15 protein-coding genes are annotated in these 16208 nt (G+C 61.1%); 1 reads left to right on the forward strand and 14 read right to left on the reverse strand.

The features are described 5' to 3' along the window. Nucleotides 1–14 precede the first annotated feature (14 nt). The 11 genes from BBJ66_RS32225 to sdhC all read right to left on the reverse strand — a co-directional run bounded on the left by BBJ66_RS32225 (nt 15) and on the right by sdhC (nt 12612). Entirely contained in the window at nt 15–2999 is a 2985-nt protein-coding gene (locus BBJ66_RS32225; RefSeq protein ID WP_049733512.1) for a 2-oxoglutarate dehydrogenase E1 component, read from the reverse strand. Between the two features lie 170 nt (nt 3000–3169). Next, entirely contained in the window at nt 3170–4072 is a 903-nt protein-coding gene (gene sucD / locus BBJ66_RS32230) for a succinate--CoA ligase subunit alpha (RefSeq protein ID WP_049733455.1), read from the reverse strand. 19 nt (nt 4073–4091) lie between these two features. Further along, on the reverse strand, nt 4092–5285 hold the full coding sequence (gene sucC, locus BBJ66_RS32235; protein ID WP_049733454.1) for an ADP-forming succinate--CoA ligase subunit beta: 1194 nt from the start codon (nt 5283–5285) through the stop codon (nt 4092–4094). 35 nt (nt 5286–5320) lie between these two features. Continuing rightward, nucleotides 5321–6283, reverse strand: coding sequence for a malate dehydrogenase (gene mdh, locus BBJ66_RS32240; RefSeq protein WP_049733453.1), 963 nt, complete (start codon nt 6281–6283; stop codon nt 5321–5323). 178 nt (nt 6284–6461) lie between these two features. Then, the gene (gene zapE / locus BBJ66_RS32245; protein WP_049733452.1) at nt 6462–7625 is read right to left on the reverse strand and encodes a cell division protein ZapE; all 1164 of its coding nucleotides are present in this window, start codon (nt 7623–7625) and stop codon (nt 6462–6464) included. A gap of 80 nt (nt 7626–7705) precedes the next feature. After that, complete coding sequence (locus BBJ66_RS32250) at nt 7706–8218, reverse strand: protease inhibitor Inh/omp19 family protein (protein WP_012559213.1); 513 nt, start codon at nt 8216–8218, stop codon at nt 7706–7708. A gap of 136 nt (nt 8219–8354) precedes the next feature. Beyond that, nucleotides 8355–9173, reverse strand: coding sequence for a nucleotidyltransferase domain-containing protein (locus BBJ66_RS32255; protein WP_071093290.1), 819 nt, complete (start codon nt 9171–9173; stop codon nt 8355–8357). Between the two features lie 5 nt (nt 9174–9178). Next, nucleotides 9179–9958, reverse strand: a complete 780-nt coding sequence (locus tag BBJ66_RS32260) for a succinate dehydrogenase iron-sulfur subunit (RefSeq protein ID WP_049733450.1) — start codon at nt 9956–9958, stop codon at nt 9179–9181. A gap of 18 nt (nt 9959–9976) precedes the next feature. Beyond that, nucleotides 9977–11818: a succinate dehydrogenase flavoprotein subunit gene (gene sdhA, locus BBJ66_RS32265; RefSeq protein ID WP_049733449.1), complete on the reverse strand. Its 1842-nt coding sequence runs from the start codon at nt 11816–11818 to the stop codon at nt 9977–9979. 7 nt (nt 11819–11825) lie between these two features. After that, nucleotides 11826–12206 (reverse strand): succinate dehydrogenase, hydrophobic membrane anchor protein, encoded by a 381-nt coding sequence (sdhD, locus tag BBJ66_RS32270; protein ID WP_003567272.1) that lies wholly within the window; start codon nt 12204–12206, stop codon nt 11826–11828. Between the two features lie 10 nt (nt 12207–12216). Continuing rightward, complete coding sequence (gene sdhC / locus BBJ66_RS32275) at nt 12217–12612, reverse strand: succinate dehydrogenase, cytochrome b556 subunit (protein ID WP_064841476.1); 396 nt, start codon at nt 12610–12612, stop codon at nt 12217–12219. A gap of 313 nt (nt 12613–12925) precedes the next feature. Between sdhC and BBJ66_RS32280 the strand changes: the two genes are divergently transcribed. Beyond that, nucleotides 12926–13432 (forward strand): hypothetical protein, encoded by a 507-nt coding sequence (locus BBJ66_RS32280; RefSeq protein ID WP_071093292.1) that lies wholly within the window; start codon nt 12926–12928, stop codon nt 13430–13432. A 223-nt stretch (nt 13433–13655) separates the two neighbouring features. Here the strand turns inward: BBJ66_RS32280 and BBJ66_RS32285 are convergent, their stop codons facing one another. The 3 genes from BBJ66_RS32285 to BBJ66_RS32295 all read right to left on the reverse strand — a co-directional run bounded on the left by BBJ66_RS32285 (nt 13656) and on the right by BBJ66_RS32295 (nt 16203). Beyond that, complete coding sequence (locus BBJ66_RS32285) at nt 13656–14009, reverse strand: RidA family protein (RefSeq protein WP_049733447.1); 354 nt, start codon at nt 14007–14009, stop codon at nt 13656–13658. A 128-nt stretch (nt 14010–14137) separates the two neighbouring features. Next, nucleotides 14138–15007, reverse strand: coding sequence for a LysR family transcriptional regulator (locus BBJ66_RS32290; protein ID WP_171899838.1), 870 nt, complete (start codon nt 15005–15007; stop codon nt 14138–14140). 131 nt (nt 15008–15138) lie between these two features. Then, nucleotides 15139–16203 carry an ABC transporter ATP-binding protein gene (locus BBJ66_RS32295; protein ID WP_049733446.1) on the reverse strand — a complete coding sequence of 355 codons (1065 nt, stop codon included), beginning with the start codon at nt 16201–16203 and terminating at the stop codon, nt 15139–15141. Nucleotides 16204–16208 lie beyond the last annotated feature (5 nt).

Consider the following 16208-nt stretch of genomic DNA (forward strand, 5'->3'; position numbering starts at 1 on the left):
CGCCCCCCCTTGTATTAGCCGCCCAATGCATCCTCGAGGAATGCGGCGAGCTGCGACAGATGCTTGGACATCAGGCCCGTCGCCGGCGAGGCGGCGGCCGGACGGCCGGTATAGCGGACGCGCTGGTACTTTGCATCGATATGGGCGAGCACCCATTCGAGGAAGGGGTCGATGAACGACCATGCGCCCATGTTCTTCGGCTCTTCCTGGCACCAGACCATCTCCGCATTGCGGAAGCGCGACAGCTCGTTGATCAGCGCCTTTGCCGGGAACGGATAGAGCTGTTCGACACGCAGCAGATAGACGTCGTCTATGCCGCGCTTTTCACGCTCTTCGAGAAGATCGTAATAGACCTTGCCGGAGCACATGACGACGCGGCGGATCTTGTTGTCCTTCTGCAGCTTGATCGGGCCGTCCTTGATCACCTCAGCATCGTCCCAGAGCAGGCGGTGGAAGGCGGATTCACCGGCCATTTCAGCAAGCGTCGAGACCGCCCGCTTGTGGCGCAGCAGCGACTTCGGCGTCATCAGGATCAGCGGCTTGCGGAAGTCGCGCTTCAGCTGCCGGCGCAGGATGTGGAAGTAGTTCGCCGGCGTCGTGACGTTGGCGACCTGCATGTTATCCTCAGCGCAGAGCTGCAGGAAACGCTCGAGGCGGGCCGAGGAGTGTTCCGGACCCTGGCCCTCATAGCCATGCGGCAGCAGGCAGACGAGGCCCGACATGCGCAGCCACTTGCGTTCGCCCGACGAGATGAACTGGTCGAAGACCACCTGCGCGCCGTTGGCGAAATCGCCGAACTGCGCTTCCCAGAGCGTCAGCGCATTCGGGCGGGCCAGCGAGTAGCCATATTCGAAACCGAGCACGGCCTCTTCCGAAAGCATCGAATTGATGACTTCGTAGCGCCCCTGCGTCGGCGAAAGATTGGCGAGCGGGATGTAGCGCTCCTCGGTTTCCTGATCGTAGAGAACCGAGTGGCGCTGCGAAAAGGTGCCGCGTTCGCAATCCTGGCCGGACAGGCGGATCTTGCTGCCTTCGACGCAGAGCGCGCCGAAGGAGAGCGCTTCGGCCATCGCCCAGTCGATACCCTCGCCGGTGGCGATCATATTGGCGCGGTTTTCCATGAAGCGCTGGATCGTCCGGTGTGCGGTGAAGCCCGCCGGGATCTCGGACAGCTTGCGGCCGATATCCTTCAGCGTCTTCATCGGCACGGCGGTCTTGCCGCGGCGCTGCTCGTCGGCATTGTCGGCGGCGCGCAGGCCCGACCACTCGCCGTCCAGCCAGTCGGCCTTATTCGGCTTGTAGTGCTGGCCGGCCTCGAACTCCTGCTCGAGATGGGCGCGCCAATCGGCCTTCATCTTCTCGACTTCGCCTTCGGTGAGCAGGCCCTCGGCGACGAGGCGCGCCGCATAGAGCTGCAGCACGGTCTTGTGGCCGCGGATCACCTTGTACATCTTCGGCTGGGTGAAGGACGGTTCGTCGCCTTCATTGTGGCCGTAGCGGCGGTAGCAGAACAGGTCAACCACCACAGGCTTGTGGAACTTCATGCGGAATTCGGTCGCGACCTTGGCCGCATAGACCACCGCTTCCGGATCGTCGCCGTTGACGTGGAAGATCGGCGCCTCGATCATCTTGGCGACGTCGGACGGATAGGGCGACGAACGCGAGAAGGCCGGGTTCGTGGTGAAGCCGATCTGGTTGTTGATGATGACGTGCATGGTGCCGGCGACGCGGTGGCCGCGCAGGCCGGAAAGGCCGAGGATTTCAGCAATGACGCCCTGGCCGGCGAAGGCGGCATCGCCATGGATCAAGAGCGGCAGAACCTTGGCGCGTTCGGACAGCGGAATGATGTCGCCATCCCATACCGTGGCGCTCATGTCCTGCTTGGCGCGCACCTTGCCCATGACGACAGGGTCGACGATTTCGAGGTGCGACGGGTTTGCCGTCAGCGAGACATGCACTTTGTTGCCGTCGAATTCACGGTCGGAGGAAGCACCCAGATGGTACTTCACGTCACCCGAGCCTTCGACTTCGTCAGGCGCGTAGGAGCCGCCCTTGAACTCGTGAAAGATCGCCCGGTGCGGCTTGCCCATGACCTGGGACAGCACGTTGAGGCGGCCGCGATGGGCCATGCCGAACACGGCTTCCTTGAGGCCGAGATGACCGCCGCGCTTGAGGATCTGCTCCAAAGCCGGGATCAGCGACTCGCCGCCGTCGAGGCCGAAACGCTTGGTGCCCTTGAACTTGACGTCGAGGAACTGCTCGTAGCCTTCGGCTTCGACCAGCTTGGCGAGGATTGCCTTCTTGCCTTCCGCCGAGAAGGCGACACCCTTGTCCGGTCCTTCGATACGCTCCTGGATCCAGGCCTTCTCTTCCGGATTGGAGATGTGCATGAATTCGACGCCGAGCGTCGAGCAATAGGTGCGCTCGAGGATATCGATCATCTCGCGGATGGTCGCGTATTCCAGGCCGAGCACGTTGTCGATGAAGATCCTGCGGTCGTAATCGGCGGATGTGAAGCCGTAATTCTCCGGCGACAATTCGCGATAGTCGTCGACCGAAGCGGCGATGCCGAGCGGGTCGAGCTTGGCATGCAGGTGGCCGCGCATGCGATAGGCGCGGATCATCATGATGGCGCGCACGGAATCGCGCGTCGCCTGCAGCACATCGGCGCCGTCGGCGGGCTTGCCCTGCGCTTCGGCCTTGGCCTTGACCTTGGTTTCGATGACCTTCTCGACGATGCCCCAATCGCCGTCGAGAGCCGACACCAGGTCGCCGCCGGCCTGAAGCGGCCAGTTCTTCTTGCGCCAGGAAGCCCCCTTGGCCGCCCTCTTCACATCGCTGGGATCTTCCTCCAGCGCCTTGAAGAAGGCGCGCCACTGATCGTCGACCGATGCCGGGTCCTCTTCGTAGCGCGCGTGAAGCTGCTCGATATAGGCAGCGTTGGCGCCATCCAGAAACGAGGTGATCTGGAACTGCTCGTTGGCTTCTTGCCGTGCCATGGTGATATGCGGACGCTTCCGTCCGCCTCCTGACTTTGATGAATTTGCCGGCTTGATCGCCGGCTGCCGCATTCCCATTGCCGCCTGTCCGCGGCGCATCTGCATGTCTCGTGCCGTCAAGACCGGGCGGAAGCGCAGATGCCGCTCCTCCGCCCGGGGTATAAGTTGGTTTAGCCCTTGAGGACTTCAACCAGCGTCTTGCCGAGGCGGGCCGGAGACGGCGACACCTTGATGCCTGCCGATTCCATCGCCGCGATCTTCGATTCCGCATCGCCCTTGCCGCCGGAAACCACGGCGCCGGCATGGCCCATGGTGCGACCCTTCGGCGCCGTGCGGCCGGCAATGAAGCCGGCCATCGGCTTGCTGCGGCCCTTCTTGGCTTCGTCCTTGAGGAACTGCGCTGCGTCTTCCTCTGCCGAGCCGCCGATTTCGCCGATCATGATGATCGACTGGGTGGCTGCGTCGGCCAGGAACATTTCCAGCACGTCGATGAACTCGGTGCCCTTGACCGGGTCGCCGCCGATGCCGACGGCCGTCGTCTGGCCGAGGCCTTCGTTGGAGGTCTGGAACACGGCTTCATAGGTCAGCGTGCCCGAGCGGGAGACGATCCCGACCGAACCCTTGCGGAAGATCGAGCCCGGCATGATGCCGATCTTGCATTCTTCTGGCGTCATGATGCCCGGGCAGTTGGGCCCAAGCAGTCGCGACTTGGAGCGGTCGAGGCGAGCCTTGACGCGCACCATGTCCATGACCGGGATGCCTTCGGTGATGCAGGTGATGAACGGGATCTCGGCGTCGATCGCCTCGATGATCGCATCGGCAGCACCGGCCGGCGGAACATAGATGACGGTCGCGTCGGCGCCGGTCTTTTCCTTGCCCTCGGCAACGGTTGCGAAGATCGGCAGGCTTTCGCCCTTGGCGCCGGTCCAGGTTTCGCCGCCCTTCTTCGGGTGGATGCCGCCGACCATCTGCGTGCCGTAATAGGCAAGTGCCTGTTCGGTATGGAACGTACCGGTCTTGCCGGTCAGACCCTGAACGAGGATCTTGGTGTCTTTATTGACGAGAATAGACATTCTTTCAGATCCTTCAAAATTAGCCGTTGATCGCCGCGACGATCTTCTTGGCCGCATCGTCCAAGTCGTCAGCCGCCGTGATGGCCAGACCCGACTCGTTCAGGATCTTTTTGCCGAGCTCGACATTCGTGCCTTCAAGACGCACGACCAGCGGAACCTTGAGGCCGACTTCCTTGACCGCGGCAATGACGCCCTCGGCGATGACATCGCACTTCATGATGCCGCCGAAGATGTTGACGAGAATGCCTTCGACCTTTGGATCTGCGGTGATGATCTTGAAAGCCGCAGCAACCTTCTCCTTGCCGGCGCCGCCGCCGACGTCGCAGAAATTGGCCGGCTCCTTGCCGTAAAGCTTGATGATATCCATCGTCGCCATGGCAAGGCCCGCGCCGTTGACCATGCAGCCGATATTGCCGTCGAGCGCGACATAGGCCAGGTCCCACTTCGAGGCCTCGATTTCCTTGGCATCCTCTTCGGTTTCGTCGCGCAACGTCTTGACGTCGTCGTGACGGAAGAGCGCATTGCCGTCGAAGGACATCTTCGCGTCGAGAACGCGCAGGCGGCCGTCCTTCATGACGATCAGCGGATTGACCTCGAGCAGCGCCATGTCCTTCTCGTTGAAGGCCTTGTAGAGCGCCGGGAAGAGCGACTTGGCATCTTCGGCGGCCGCACCCTCGAGGGCGAGCGCCTTGACGATCGCAGCAACGTCGGCAGCCGTCACGCCGGCTTCCGGATCGATGGCGATCGTCTGGATTTTCTCCGGCGTGTCATGGGCGACAGCTTCGATGTCCATGCCGCCTTCGGTCGATACGACGAAGGCAACGCGGCCGACCGAACGGTCGACCAGCAGCGAGCAATAGAGCTCGCGAGCGATGTCGGCACCATCTTCGATGTAGAGGCGGTTGACCTGCTTGCCGGCTTCGCCGGTCTGCGCCGTCACCAGCGTGTTGCCGAGCATATCCTTGGCATGGGCGACCACTTCGTCGATCGACTTGGCGAGACGCACGCCGCCCTTGGCCTCCGGGCCCAGTTCCTTGAACTTGCCCTTGCCGCGGCCGCCGGCGTGGATCTGACTCTTGACCACGTAAAGCGGGCCGGGAAGCGACTTGGCGGCAGCCTCGGCCTCTTCAACCTTGAGAATAGCCACACCCTCGGCAACCGGCGCGCCATAGCCCTTCAGCAGAGCCTTGGCCTGATATTCATGAATGTTCATGGGTCTATCCCTGTTTTATGACTTCAGCGCGTCGACTACTTCAGCGAAGGCGCGATGTTGATGCAGGCTTCGCAGAGACCGGCGACGGCGCCGACGGACTTGTCGAAGGCTTCCTTCTCGGTCTTGTTGAGATCGATCTCGATGATGCGCTCGACGCCGCCGGCGCCGATGACGGTGGGAACGCCGACATACATGTCCTTGACCCCGTACTGGCCGCTAAGGTGAGCCGCGCAGGGCAGAACGCGCTTCTTGTCCTTGAGGTAGGATTCGGCCATCTCGATCGCCGAGGCGGCCGGGGCGTAGTAGGCCGAGCCGGTCTTCAGCAGGCCGACGATTTCGGCGCCGCCGTCACGGGTGCGCTGAATGATCTCTTCGAGGCGCTCCTTGGTGACCCAGCCCATGGTGACGAGGTCGGTGAGCGGAATGCCGCCGACCGTCGAGTAGCGGGCGAGCGGCACCATCGTATCGCCATGGCCGCCGAGCACGAAGGCGGTGACGTCCTGGACGGAGACGTTGAACTCCTTGGCGAGGAAAAGCCGGAAGCGCGAGGAGTCGAGAACGCCGGCCATGCCGACGACCTTGTTGGCCGGGAGGCCCGAAAACTTCTGCAGCGCCCAGACCATGGCGTCGAGCGGGTTGGTGATGCAGATCACGAAGGCGTTCGGGGCATATTTCTTGATGCCGGCGCCGACCTGTTCCATGACCTTGAGGTTGATGCCGAGAAGATCGTCGCGGCTCATGCCCGGCTTGCGGGCAACGCCTGCGGTGACGATGCAGACGTCAGCGCCTTCGATCGCGGAATAGTCGCTGGCGCCCGTCAGGTTGACGTCGAAGCCTTCGACCGGCGAGGACTGGGAAATATCGAGACCCTTGCCCTGGGGGATACCGTCGGCAATGTCGAAGAGGACGATGTCGCCCAGTTCCTTCAGGCCGGCGAGGTGCGCCAGCGTGCCACCAATCATGCCAGAACCAATGAGTGCGATCTTGTTACGCGCCATTTCGCTGTTTCCTTTGCGATCAAATTCGTCGAGCGACGCCGAGCAAGGCACCGCCCAATGACGCAATCGCATAGACCCAAAGCCTAAAAATGGCAATGCATTAATTTTGATGCAGCATTTTCAATCGTTTAGATACAAAAATTCTTACGTAAACGTAAGACACCGTGTCACCGAATTGTTACTCTGCGGCTCGCTTCTCATGGTGCAGCGCAAGATATTCGGCGCTGCGCATCTCAAACAGCCGCGATGCGGTGCGGTCGAATTCGAAGCCTTCGGTGCCCCGGCGGTGCACCAAAAGCTCCTCCGGCATCGCCGCCGCCGAAATATAAAGACGCACCGCATGATCGTAGAAGGTATCGACCATGATGATGAAGCGCTTGATCTGGTTGCGCTTTTCCGGCCCCAGCAAGGGAACGTGATCGAGAAAGACCATATCGAAGCGCTCGGCGATGGCGAGAAAATCGGCAGCACCCAGCGGCTTGTCGCAAAGATCGGCGAAGGAAAACCGCGCCATGCGCTCGACGGCGAGCGGCACGTGGATGTGGCGCCCCTTCATCGGAATATCGAGCGGCTGCGCCTTTCGCCCGTGCAGCGCCTGCGTCCAGGACGCATCCATCGCCATGTCGTTGTGATCGCTGATCGGCACCAGATAGACCGGCTGGCTGCTCAGCTTCTCCATCCGGTAATCGGTCGGTGAATCCAGGGTGACGACGTCGACATGCTGTTTGAGAAGAGCGACGAAGGGCAGGAACAGGCCGCGATTGAGACCCTCCGTGTAGAGATTGTCGGGCTCGACATTCGACGTCGCGACCAGCACGCATCCGCGCGCAAAAAGCTCGGAGAACAGCCGCGACAGGATCATCGCATCGGCGATGTCGGTGACCGTGAATTCGTCGAAGCAGAGCAGCTCCGCTTCCTCGTAAAGGGCTGCAGCAACCGGCGGCATCGGATCGGCCTGCTTCGTCTCGCCGTTCTTGAGCTTCAGCCTGTGCGCCGCAATGCGGTTGTGCACATCCGCCATGAATTCGTGGAAATGCGCCCGGCGCTTCTTCCGGCACGGCGCCATCGAGAAGAACATGTCCATCAGCATGGTCTTGCCGCGCCCGACGCTGCCGTGGATATAAAGCCCCTTAATGCCAACGGCCGATTTCTTCTTGGCGGCAAACAGCCAGCCGAGTGCGCTCGATTTTGCCGCCGGCCGTCGCTGCTTCAGCCCGGCCAGCACCCGGTCAAGGCTCTTTGCCACGTCCATCTGGGCAGAATCGACCTGAAGCGCGCCCGAGGCGGTCAGCGCTTTAAGCTGTTCGCAGACGCTGAGCGCGTAGTCCGGCATGGGTTGCATGAGGGCATATCCGCCTGTCAGTCATCGGCGGAGCCCGCCGGATCGTTTACCGCGCCGGTTGGTTTACCGCGCCGGTTCTTTTACCGGCTGAGGCTGATCTGCTGGCCTGTGCTGGTCTGGCCCTCAAAGCGGTTGTCGGCCGTCTTGTAGACGCTACCGAGCTGATTGCCCGAGCGGTCCTTGAGCAGCACCTGCTTGCCGGCAACCTCCCAGGAGCCCATCGCCGTCAGTTCGCCGACGCAGCCGCGCGTACCGCCGCGCGAACCGCTGCCGAGATTGGTCAGCGTCAGGAACATGTCGCAGCTGCCGTTGACGCGCCAGCTTCCGACCATCGATTCCTTGGTGACATCGAGTGCATTCGCGGCCATTGCGCCAGACTGCGCACCGGGCATCGGTGCCGTCGACGCCGGCGCCGCCGGGAACTGCGAATTGTTGACCGGCGGAAGCTGCCCGCCCTGCACCGAGGGAACCGGCTGCGCCGTCAACGGCGCCGGCCCGGCATTCGGACTGGAGTTGTAATCATATGCCGTACGCTGACAACCGGCTAGCGCGAGAGCCACCACCAGACCTGTCATCGCATATCGCAACTGCATCATCATACTCCTGAGTTCGGCTAGCGCCGCAGAGAAACCGGCGTGAGACAAGTCCGATTATCGTAACTCGCTTTGGTTAATCAAGTCGGACGGCATAAATTGCCCGTGACAACAACTAACCGAAAAACGATACAGTTCAACTGTCCCGCTGCAAAACTTCCTGCACATAGAATTTGTCAGCAAGGTGTTGCGCGCGTTGATCTCTGTCCGGATCCCTGTCGAACTCCCGCAATATCCCGGAATACCGTTCGAACGCGCTCTCCAGAAAGGATCGCACCAGCGGCGGCGGCTGACCTTCCCCCATTTCGCGTGTCTGTTTCTTGACATGCACGAGATCGAGTATCGCCGTTCGAAGGTCGGGGGCGATCGAGATGGCCTCCAGGCATTCCAGCATATTCATCGGTGGCAGCACACGAAACGAACGCTGCCGCATCCATTCGAGCGCGATGGCCGGACGCACGGTATAAAGCAGCTTCTTCAGCTTGATCGGCCCTTCGCCCTGGCTCTGAAAATGCTGCCGCATGAGCCCGACATAATGGCCAGCGACCTTTTCCGGCACCATGATGAGATCGAGCAGCGCGCCGAGTCGCGAGCGAAAACCCGCTTCCTCTTCATAAGCGATCGGCGATTTCAGCCATTCGACCACCACCGCGTTTCCCTTGACGGCGAGCAGTAACGCCTTTCGCAGATCCCAGCCACCGGTATCGATATCGCCGACGATCGGAAACTCGATGACATCGCGCGCCGAAGCGAGCGCGAGATGATGCTCAACAGGGCGGATATAGACGAAACGGCAATCATAATCGCTGTCGGGAGACGGAAAACCCCAGGCGCGGCTGCCGCTTTCGATCGCAAAACCGATGCGGATACCCTGCTCACGCACCGAGGCGAGCCGTGACCTGATCTCTTTGACGGCTTCGGGATCGAAGCCGCCTATTCCGTCATCGGCATGCATGCTGATCAGACCCGGCGCTCGACCATCATCTTCTTGATTTCGGCGATTGCCTTGGCCGGATTGAGACCCTTCGGGCAAGTCTGAGCGCAGTTCATGATCGTGTGGCAGCGATAAAGGCGGAACGGGTCCTCGAGATTGTCGAGCCGTTCGCCGGTCGCCTCGTCTCTGGAATCGATCAGCCAGCGATAGGCCTGCAGCAGCACGGCCGGACCGAGATAGCGGTCGCCGTTCCACCAGTAGCTGGGACAGGAAGTCGAGCAGCAGGCGCAGAGGATGCATTCATAGAGGCCGTCGAGCTTCTGCCGGTCCTCATGGCTTTGCTTCCACTCCTTGGCGGGCGCCGGCGACACCGTCTTCAGCCAGGGTTCGATCGAACGATGCTGAGCGTAGAAGTTGGTGAGATCCGGCACCAGATCCTTGACGACAGGCAAATGCGGCAGCGGATAGATCTTCACCGCGCCGGTGATATCGTCGAGTCCCTTGGTGCAGGCGAGCGTGTTGGTGCCGTCGATATTCATCGCGCAGGAGCCGCAGATGCCCTCGCGACAGGAACGGCGCAGCGTCAGCGTCGGGTCGATCTTGTTCTTGATGTAGAGCAGACCGTCGAGCACCATCGGGCCGCAATCGTCGACATCGATATAGAAGGTATCGATCGACGGGTTCTGCCCGTCATCCGGGCTCCAGCGATAGACGCGGAATTCGCGGGTGTTCGTCGCACCCGCCGGCTTCGGCCAGACCTTGCCTTCGCGCATCTGAGAATTCTTGGGGAGAGCGAGTTCAACCATATCCGGTTCCTCTTGAGATCAGTACACGCGAGCCTTCGGCTCGATCTTGTACGGATCGATGCCTTCGGCGATCAGCTGGGTGTGAACCGGGCGATAGTCGAGCTTGACGTCGCCTGCTTCGCCGACCCAGGCGAGCGTGTGCTTGCGCCAGTTGACGTCGTCGCGGCCGGCGAATGCACCCTCGGTATAATCCTCGCGGGCATGTGAACCGCGGCTCTCCTTGCGGGCTTCGGCGCCGTAGATCGTGGTGATGGCGTTGGCCATCAGGTTCTGCAGCTCCAGCGTCTCCACAAGATCCGAGTTCCAGATCATCGAGCGGTCGGTGACCTTGATATCGCGCATTTCCTGCCAGATCGCCGAGATGCGCCGGCAACCGGATTCCAGCGATTCCTGCGTGCGGAAAACCGCTGCGTCTTCCTGCATGGCGCGCTGCATCTTCTCGCGCAGTTCCGCCGTCGGCGTGCCGCCGCTGGCGTGACGCAGACCGTCGAAACGGTCCATGATCTTATCGCAGGCAGCGACATTGAGATGCGGGATCGGCGCTGCGCGGTCGATCACCTCGCCGGCGCGGATCGCCGCCGCACGGCCGAAGACCACGAGGTCGATCAGCGAGTTCGAGCCGAGGCGGTTGGCGCCGTGCACCGAGGCGCAGCCGGCTTCGCCGACGGCCATCAGCCCGGGGATGATCCGCTCCGGATTGGCGCTGTCGGCGTTCAGCACTTCGCCCCAATAATTGGTGGGAATGCCGCCCATATTGTAATGAACGGTCGGCAGGACCGGGATCGGCTCACGGGTGACATCGACGCCGGCGAAAATCTTGGCGCTCTCGGAAATGCCCGGCAGCCGCTCATGCAGCACAGCCGGATCGAGATGGTCGAGATGCAGGAAGATGTGATCCTTGTTCTTGCCGACGCCGCGGCCTTCGCGGATCTCCAGCGTCATGCAGCGCGAAACGACGTCGCGCGAGGCAAGGTCCTTGGCCGACGGCGCATAACGCTCCATGAAGCGCTCGCCTTCCGAATTGACGAGGTAACCGCCTTCGCCGCGCGCGCCCTCGGTGATCAGACAGCCCGAACCATAGATGCCGGTCGGATGGAATTGAACGAATTCCATGTCCTGCAGCGGCAGGCCGGCGCGCGCCACCATGCCGCCGCCGTCGCCGGTGCAGGTATGGGCCGAGGTTGCCGAGAAATAGGCGCGGCCGTAGCCGCCGGTCGCCAGCACCACCATCTTGGCGGCGAAGCGATGGATCGTGCCGTCATCGAGGCACCAGGCGACGACGCCGGTGCAGCGGCTGCCGTCTTCCGACATGATCAGGTCGAGGGCGAAATACTCGATGAAGAATTCGGCGTTGTGGCGCAGCGACTGGCCGTAGAGCGTATGCAGGATGGCATGGCCGGTACGGTCGGCAACGGCGCAGGTGCGCTGCACCGGCGGGCCTTCGCCGTAATTCTGCATATGGCCGCCGAACGGGCGCTGATAGATCTTGCCTTCCTCGTTGCGCGAGAACGGCACGCCGTAATGCTCGAGCTCATAGACCGCCTTCGGCGCTTCCATGGTCAGATACTGCATGGCGTCGACGTCGCCGAGCCAGTCGGACCCCTTGACGGTGTCGTAGAGATGCCACTGCCAGCTGTCGGGCGTCATGTTGCGCAGCGAGGCGGCAATGCCGCCCTGCGCCGCGACCGTGTGCGAGCGGGTCGGGAACACCTTGGTGATGCAGGCCGTGCGGAAGCCCTGCTCGGCCATCCCCAGCGTGGCGCGCAAGCCGGCGCCGCCGGCGCCGACGACGATCACGTCGTAGGAGTGATCGACATATTTGTAGGCCTTGCCGTTCTGGGCGGGTGAAGTCGGTGCCATAGCGCGCTTATCCTACGAATGCGATTTTCAGAATGGCGAAGAGACAGAGGCCGGCGATCAGGATCGCAAAGAAGGTGTTCAGCATTAGGAGAGCGATCTTGCCGAACTCGCCATGCACGTAATCCTCGATGATGACCTGCATGCCGAGCTTCATGTGGATGACGCCTGAGATCACCATCAGCCCCATGACGACCGCGACGAACGGGTTCGACAGCGCGCGGACCACATCCGCATAGGGGGCGCCGGCATAGGCGATCATGAAGAAGAGGAAGAACAGGATGAGCGGAACGTTGGCGACGGCAGTCAGACGCTGGCGCCAGAAATGATCCGTGCCGTCCTTGGCGGAGCCGAGCCCGCGAACCTTGCCGAGGGGGGTGCGCATATCCATGAGAGGACCTTCAGAAGCGAATGAGGAAGCCGATCACCCAGACCAGCACGGTCAGACAGAGCGACCCGACGATGTTGGCGATGGCGAGCTTGGTCGAGAATTCTTTCCCGAAGCCGTAGCCGAGATCCCACATGAAGTGGCGGAAGCCGCCGAGCATGTGGTGCAGCAGCGCCCAGGTATAGCCGAGCAGCACGAGCTTGCCGAGAAGGCTGCCGAGCACCCAGTTGGCCCAGTCATAAGAGCCCTGGCCGCTTGCCGCCGCGATCAGCCACCAGGCAACCAGCAGCGTGCCGACATAGAGCGCACCGCCGGTAATGCGGTGGACGATGGACATGACCATGGTGGGAATAGGTTTGTAAATTTGCAAATGCGGCGACAGGGGCCGGTTATTTGTCACGTTCGCCATCAGAACCTCGCGGCGGCTTCTCTGCGCTCCCGGATTTCGGAGCATGCTCAGTCAACCACACGAATGACGAATTCTCTGTGTGCGTTGCATCAATTGCGACGTTTAATCACCGGAAACGCCGACGACAAGCACAATCGCTGTCTTGCCTTAATTTAATCGATTGGGGTTACCACGAAATTTGCAGGCTAACGAAACTGGTGTTTTCGGCTCAATAATTTTGCCCTTCTCCCGAGCCGCATGGACAAACTGCTGCTTTTGGCGCAATCTGGCGTTAACGATTTGTTAACGATCGGAATTCCGGAGGCCGGCGCCCATGTTTCGCAGTCTATCCGCAGTCACTCTGCTTGCCCTGTCTGCACTTGCCGTCTTCCCCGCCACCGCCGGCGAGCGCCATTTTGATCATCGCTTCGCCGATCAACGCGTCGTTGGCCATCGCCACGCCTTTCACAACGGGTTGTTTCTCGGCCGACATATGGGCTGGCGCGATCGCGGCATCCGTTTCGACAGCGCCTATGGCCGCGGGCACCACAGAGAGCGGATGCCGTTCTTGAAGCAGTTTTCGTCGGCAGCGACCAATCGTGTCGCTCGCAGCGGGCTGGTCATCATCGCACCCCAGCCGCCGGGTGGCGACAGCGGCGACACCTATGCCGGCTCTTATGCCTATCAGGTCGATGGCGGGATTTATGTCGGCGGCAATGGATATGGATATTATCCGGCGGCACGGCCCGAACCGACGGCCTCGACGGTAAAGATCATCGACGTCGCCGTCCAGGACAACCCCTGCACCTACGAGGCCAATGTTTGCGTCATCCGGCCTTAAAGCGTGATGCCGAAAGTGCGGAATTCTGTAGCAATGCCGCCAGAGAGCAGCTTTCGCCCTTACCGCTTATGTGATTTCTTGAGCCACAAAAGGTCGTAACGCATCCGCAATCTTTGCCCCTAGCAAGACATATCTTTCTTCGACGAAATGTGGGCCATCCGGCTTCAAGAGCACTTCCGGTCCGGCTTCGCTGACAAGGTATGAAGATGACGAATGCCGCGGCTCAAATTTGCCCGGCCTCACTCTTTCGCGACGCGGCTACGTCAATACGGATGGCGCACATCGGCGGGAGATTCTTGTCCTCAAACGTTGCCCGCCGTGGCGTTCCGCTATCCGGCATCCAAGCATCCCAGGCTCTGTTCATTTCCTCGAATGAGGCAAGGTCCCTGAGCCAAATGTTGGCGAGAATGATCTCTGACTTGTCGGTACCTTCGCGTAGCAGCATGTCATTGATGCGCTCCAGTATTTCGTTGGTTTGCGCCGTCACGCTCGCTCCCCTCGTGAGGTTTGCGACCTGGCCGGGCAGATAGGCGGCATCTGCGAGGAGAGTTTCGTCAACTTTGGCTTGCCCCATCATCGTATTCGCAGACTTCCATGAATGCTTGAGATTGGGTCGTCGACCCTTCATCCGATCACTGTGGTGCTTCGCTCGCCATCGCGGTAGAGGGAATTAAATTGACCCGATATAATGGAAGCTGAACGCTCCTAGCTGGACAATATGGCCGTATGCCGCGAAATGAAGTCCACAAGGTAGCGCGCGCCTTCGGCCGTCTCGGACTGAGAATACAGACCGATCTCGATGCGCACCGGACCGGGCAGATCCGCCGATCGGTCAAGTGTCCGGCAGCCCTCCGGTTTTGTCGTGAGCATCATTGGCGCGATACCAATTCCGACGCGAACCGCAGTCGCCATGGCCACGAGAGTCGATGCGACGCACGCCGTCTTCCACTTGATGTTCCGCTGAGACAGAGCCGCAAGCGTCGGAAGCGTCCAGGGACACTCCTCCTCGAACATAATGATGGGAAGCGGTTTTTCCGCATCCACCACGAAGTCGGATCTGACCGTCCACATCAAATATTCGGTCCAGATCAGGGTCGGTTTTCGCGACAGACAGGTGATGTCGCAAACCACCAGATCCAGCTTCCTGTCTTCAAACAGGCTGGCGAGGCGGCGATTCGGCTCGACAATGATGTCGATCTCGACCTTCGGGTTCTGGGCTCTGAAGTCACTAAGAATGTCGATCAGGTGGCCGGCTGCGAAGTCCTCAACGACGCCGAGGCGAATGCGGTCCTCGATCATCTTGCCTGTCAGCCTTTTCTCGACCTCGTCGCTGAGGGCGACCATTTCGCGGGCATAAGCCAGCATGATCTGCCCATGGCTCGTGAGTTCGAGGCCTTTTGACGAACGCGAAAACAGCGTAACACCGACAAGCTCCTCCAGCTTGCGAATCTGCATGCTCACCGCCGCCTGCGTTCTATTCAGCTTGACGGCAGCGCCATTGACGGTGCCGATCTCCGCGACGGTCAGAAATGCACGAAGCAGATAGGAATCGAGATCAAGCATCAGAAGCCGCATTCCATAGTTTGGGGCGTTCGAGTGCTGAGGGCCTCTCTGCCGACAAGCGGATATTGGACGAACCATGTTCTTCCGGCAACTGGCGATCCTTAGACGGGGCGCAGTGCAAGCTGCGCCCCGTCAATACCAACTTATCGCGCGAAGAGAACGCATGCCGTGGGGGGAATGGAAACGCTGATCTCCTGCCCTCGCGCGAAGGCTATGTCTGGACGGTTCGGGCAAGCCGAGATTATGCGGTCGCCACTGACGAGGTCCAGAACGATATGCCTGAAGGCACCGAGTGTCACAACGTCGGCAACGCGTCCGGGCATGGCCCCGGCACCCGGAGCACCAGATGATATCTCGACGCTTTCCGGCCTCACGCAAATCTCGGCGGCACCTGAAAGGCTTCCGGTGGACGCGACCGGAAACTCCCAGCCGGATTCGGAGCGAAATTTGCGAGCCGTTCCGCCCGCGGCCGAAATCGAACCATGAATCCAATTCGTCCGCCCCATGAAATCCGCGACGAAACGCGAGTCTGGACGCCAATACACATCATCCGGCCTGCCGGATTGCATGATTTCTCCACGGTTCATCACGAATATGCGCTCTCCCAGGCTCATCGCCTCCTCCTGGTCGTGGGTTACCACGATCGCGGTCGAACCGACCGCGGCGAGCACATCTTTCAATTCGGTGCGCAGCTCATGGCGAAGTTTGGCGTCGAGGGCCGACAGAGGCTCATCCAGAAGAACAAGGCTTGGATGGGTGGCGAGCGCCCGCGCAAGCGCAACACGCTGCTGCTGGCCGCCGCTCAACTGATGCGGCCGCCGCTGCCCGAAACCGACGAGCCGGACGAGCTCAAGCATCTCGGCAATGCGGCGAGGTATTTGCCCCGGCGGGTGGTTGCGATGGCGAAGTCCGTAGCCGATGTTCTGTTCGACGGTCATATGCGGGAAAAGAGCGTAGTGCTGGAACAGCAGCCCGACATTGCGCTCATAGGGTTTCAATCCGGCCATCGGCTCGCCGTCGATCAAGATCGAGCCTTTGTCGGGCCGCTCGAATCCGGCAATGAGCCTAAGAATAGTGGTCTTGCCGCAGCCGCTCGGTCCAAGCAGTGCGATTGTTTCACCTGGGTTCACCGAGAAGGAGATATTACCGAGGGCGATCGTTTCACCGAAGCGCTTGCTGACCCCTTGAAATTCCACGGCAGAAATCATCGTAT

Origin of the sequence: Rhizobium sp. RSm-3 (genome assembly GCF_001854685.1) — a bacterium.
Taxonomy (GTDB): Bacteria; Pseudomonadota; Alphaproteobacteria; order Rhizobiales; family Rhizobiaceae; genus Rhizobium; species Rhizobium ecuadorense.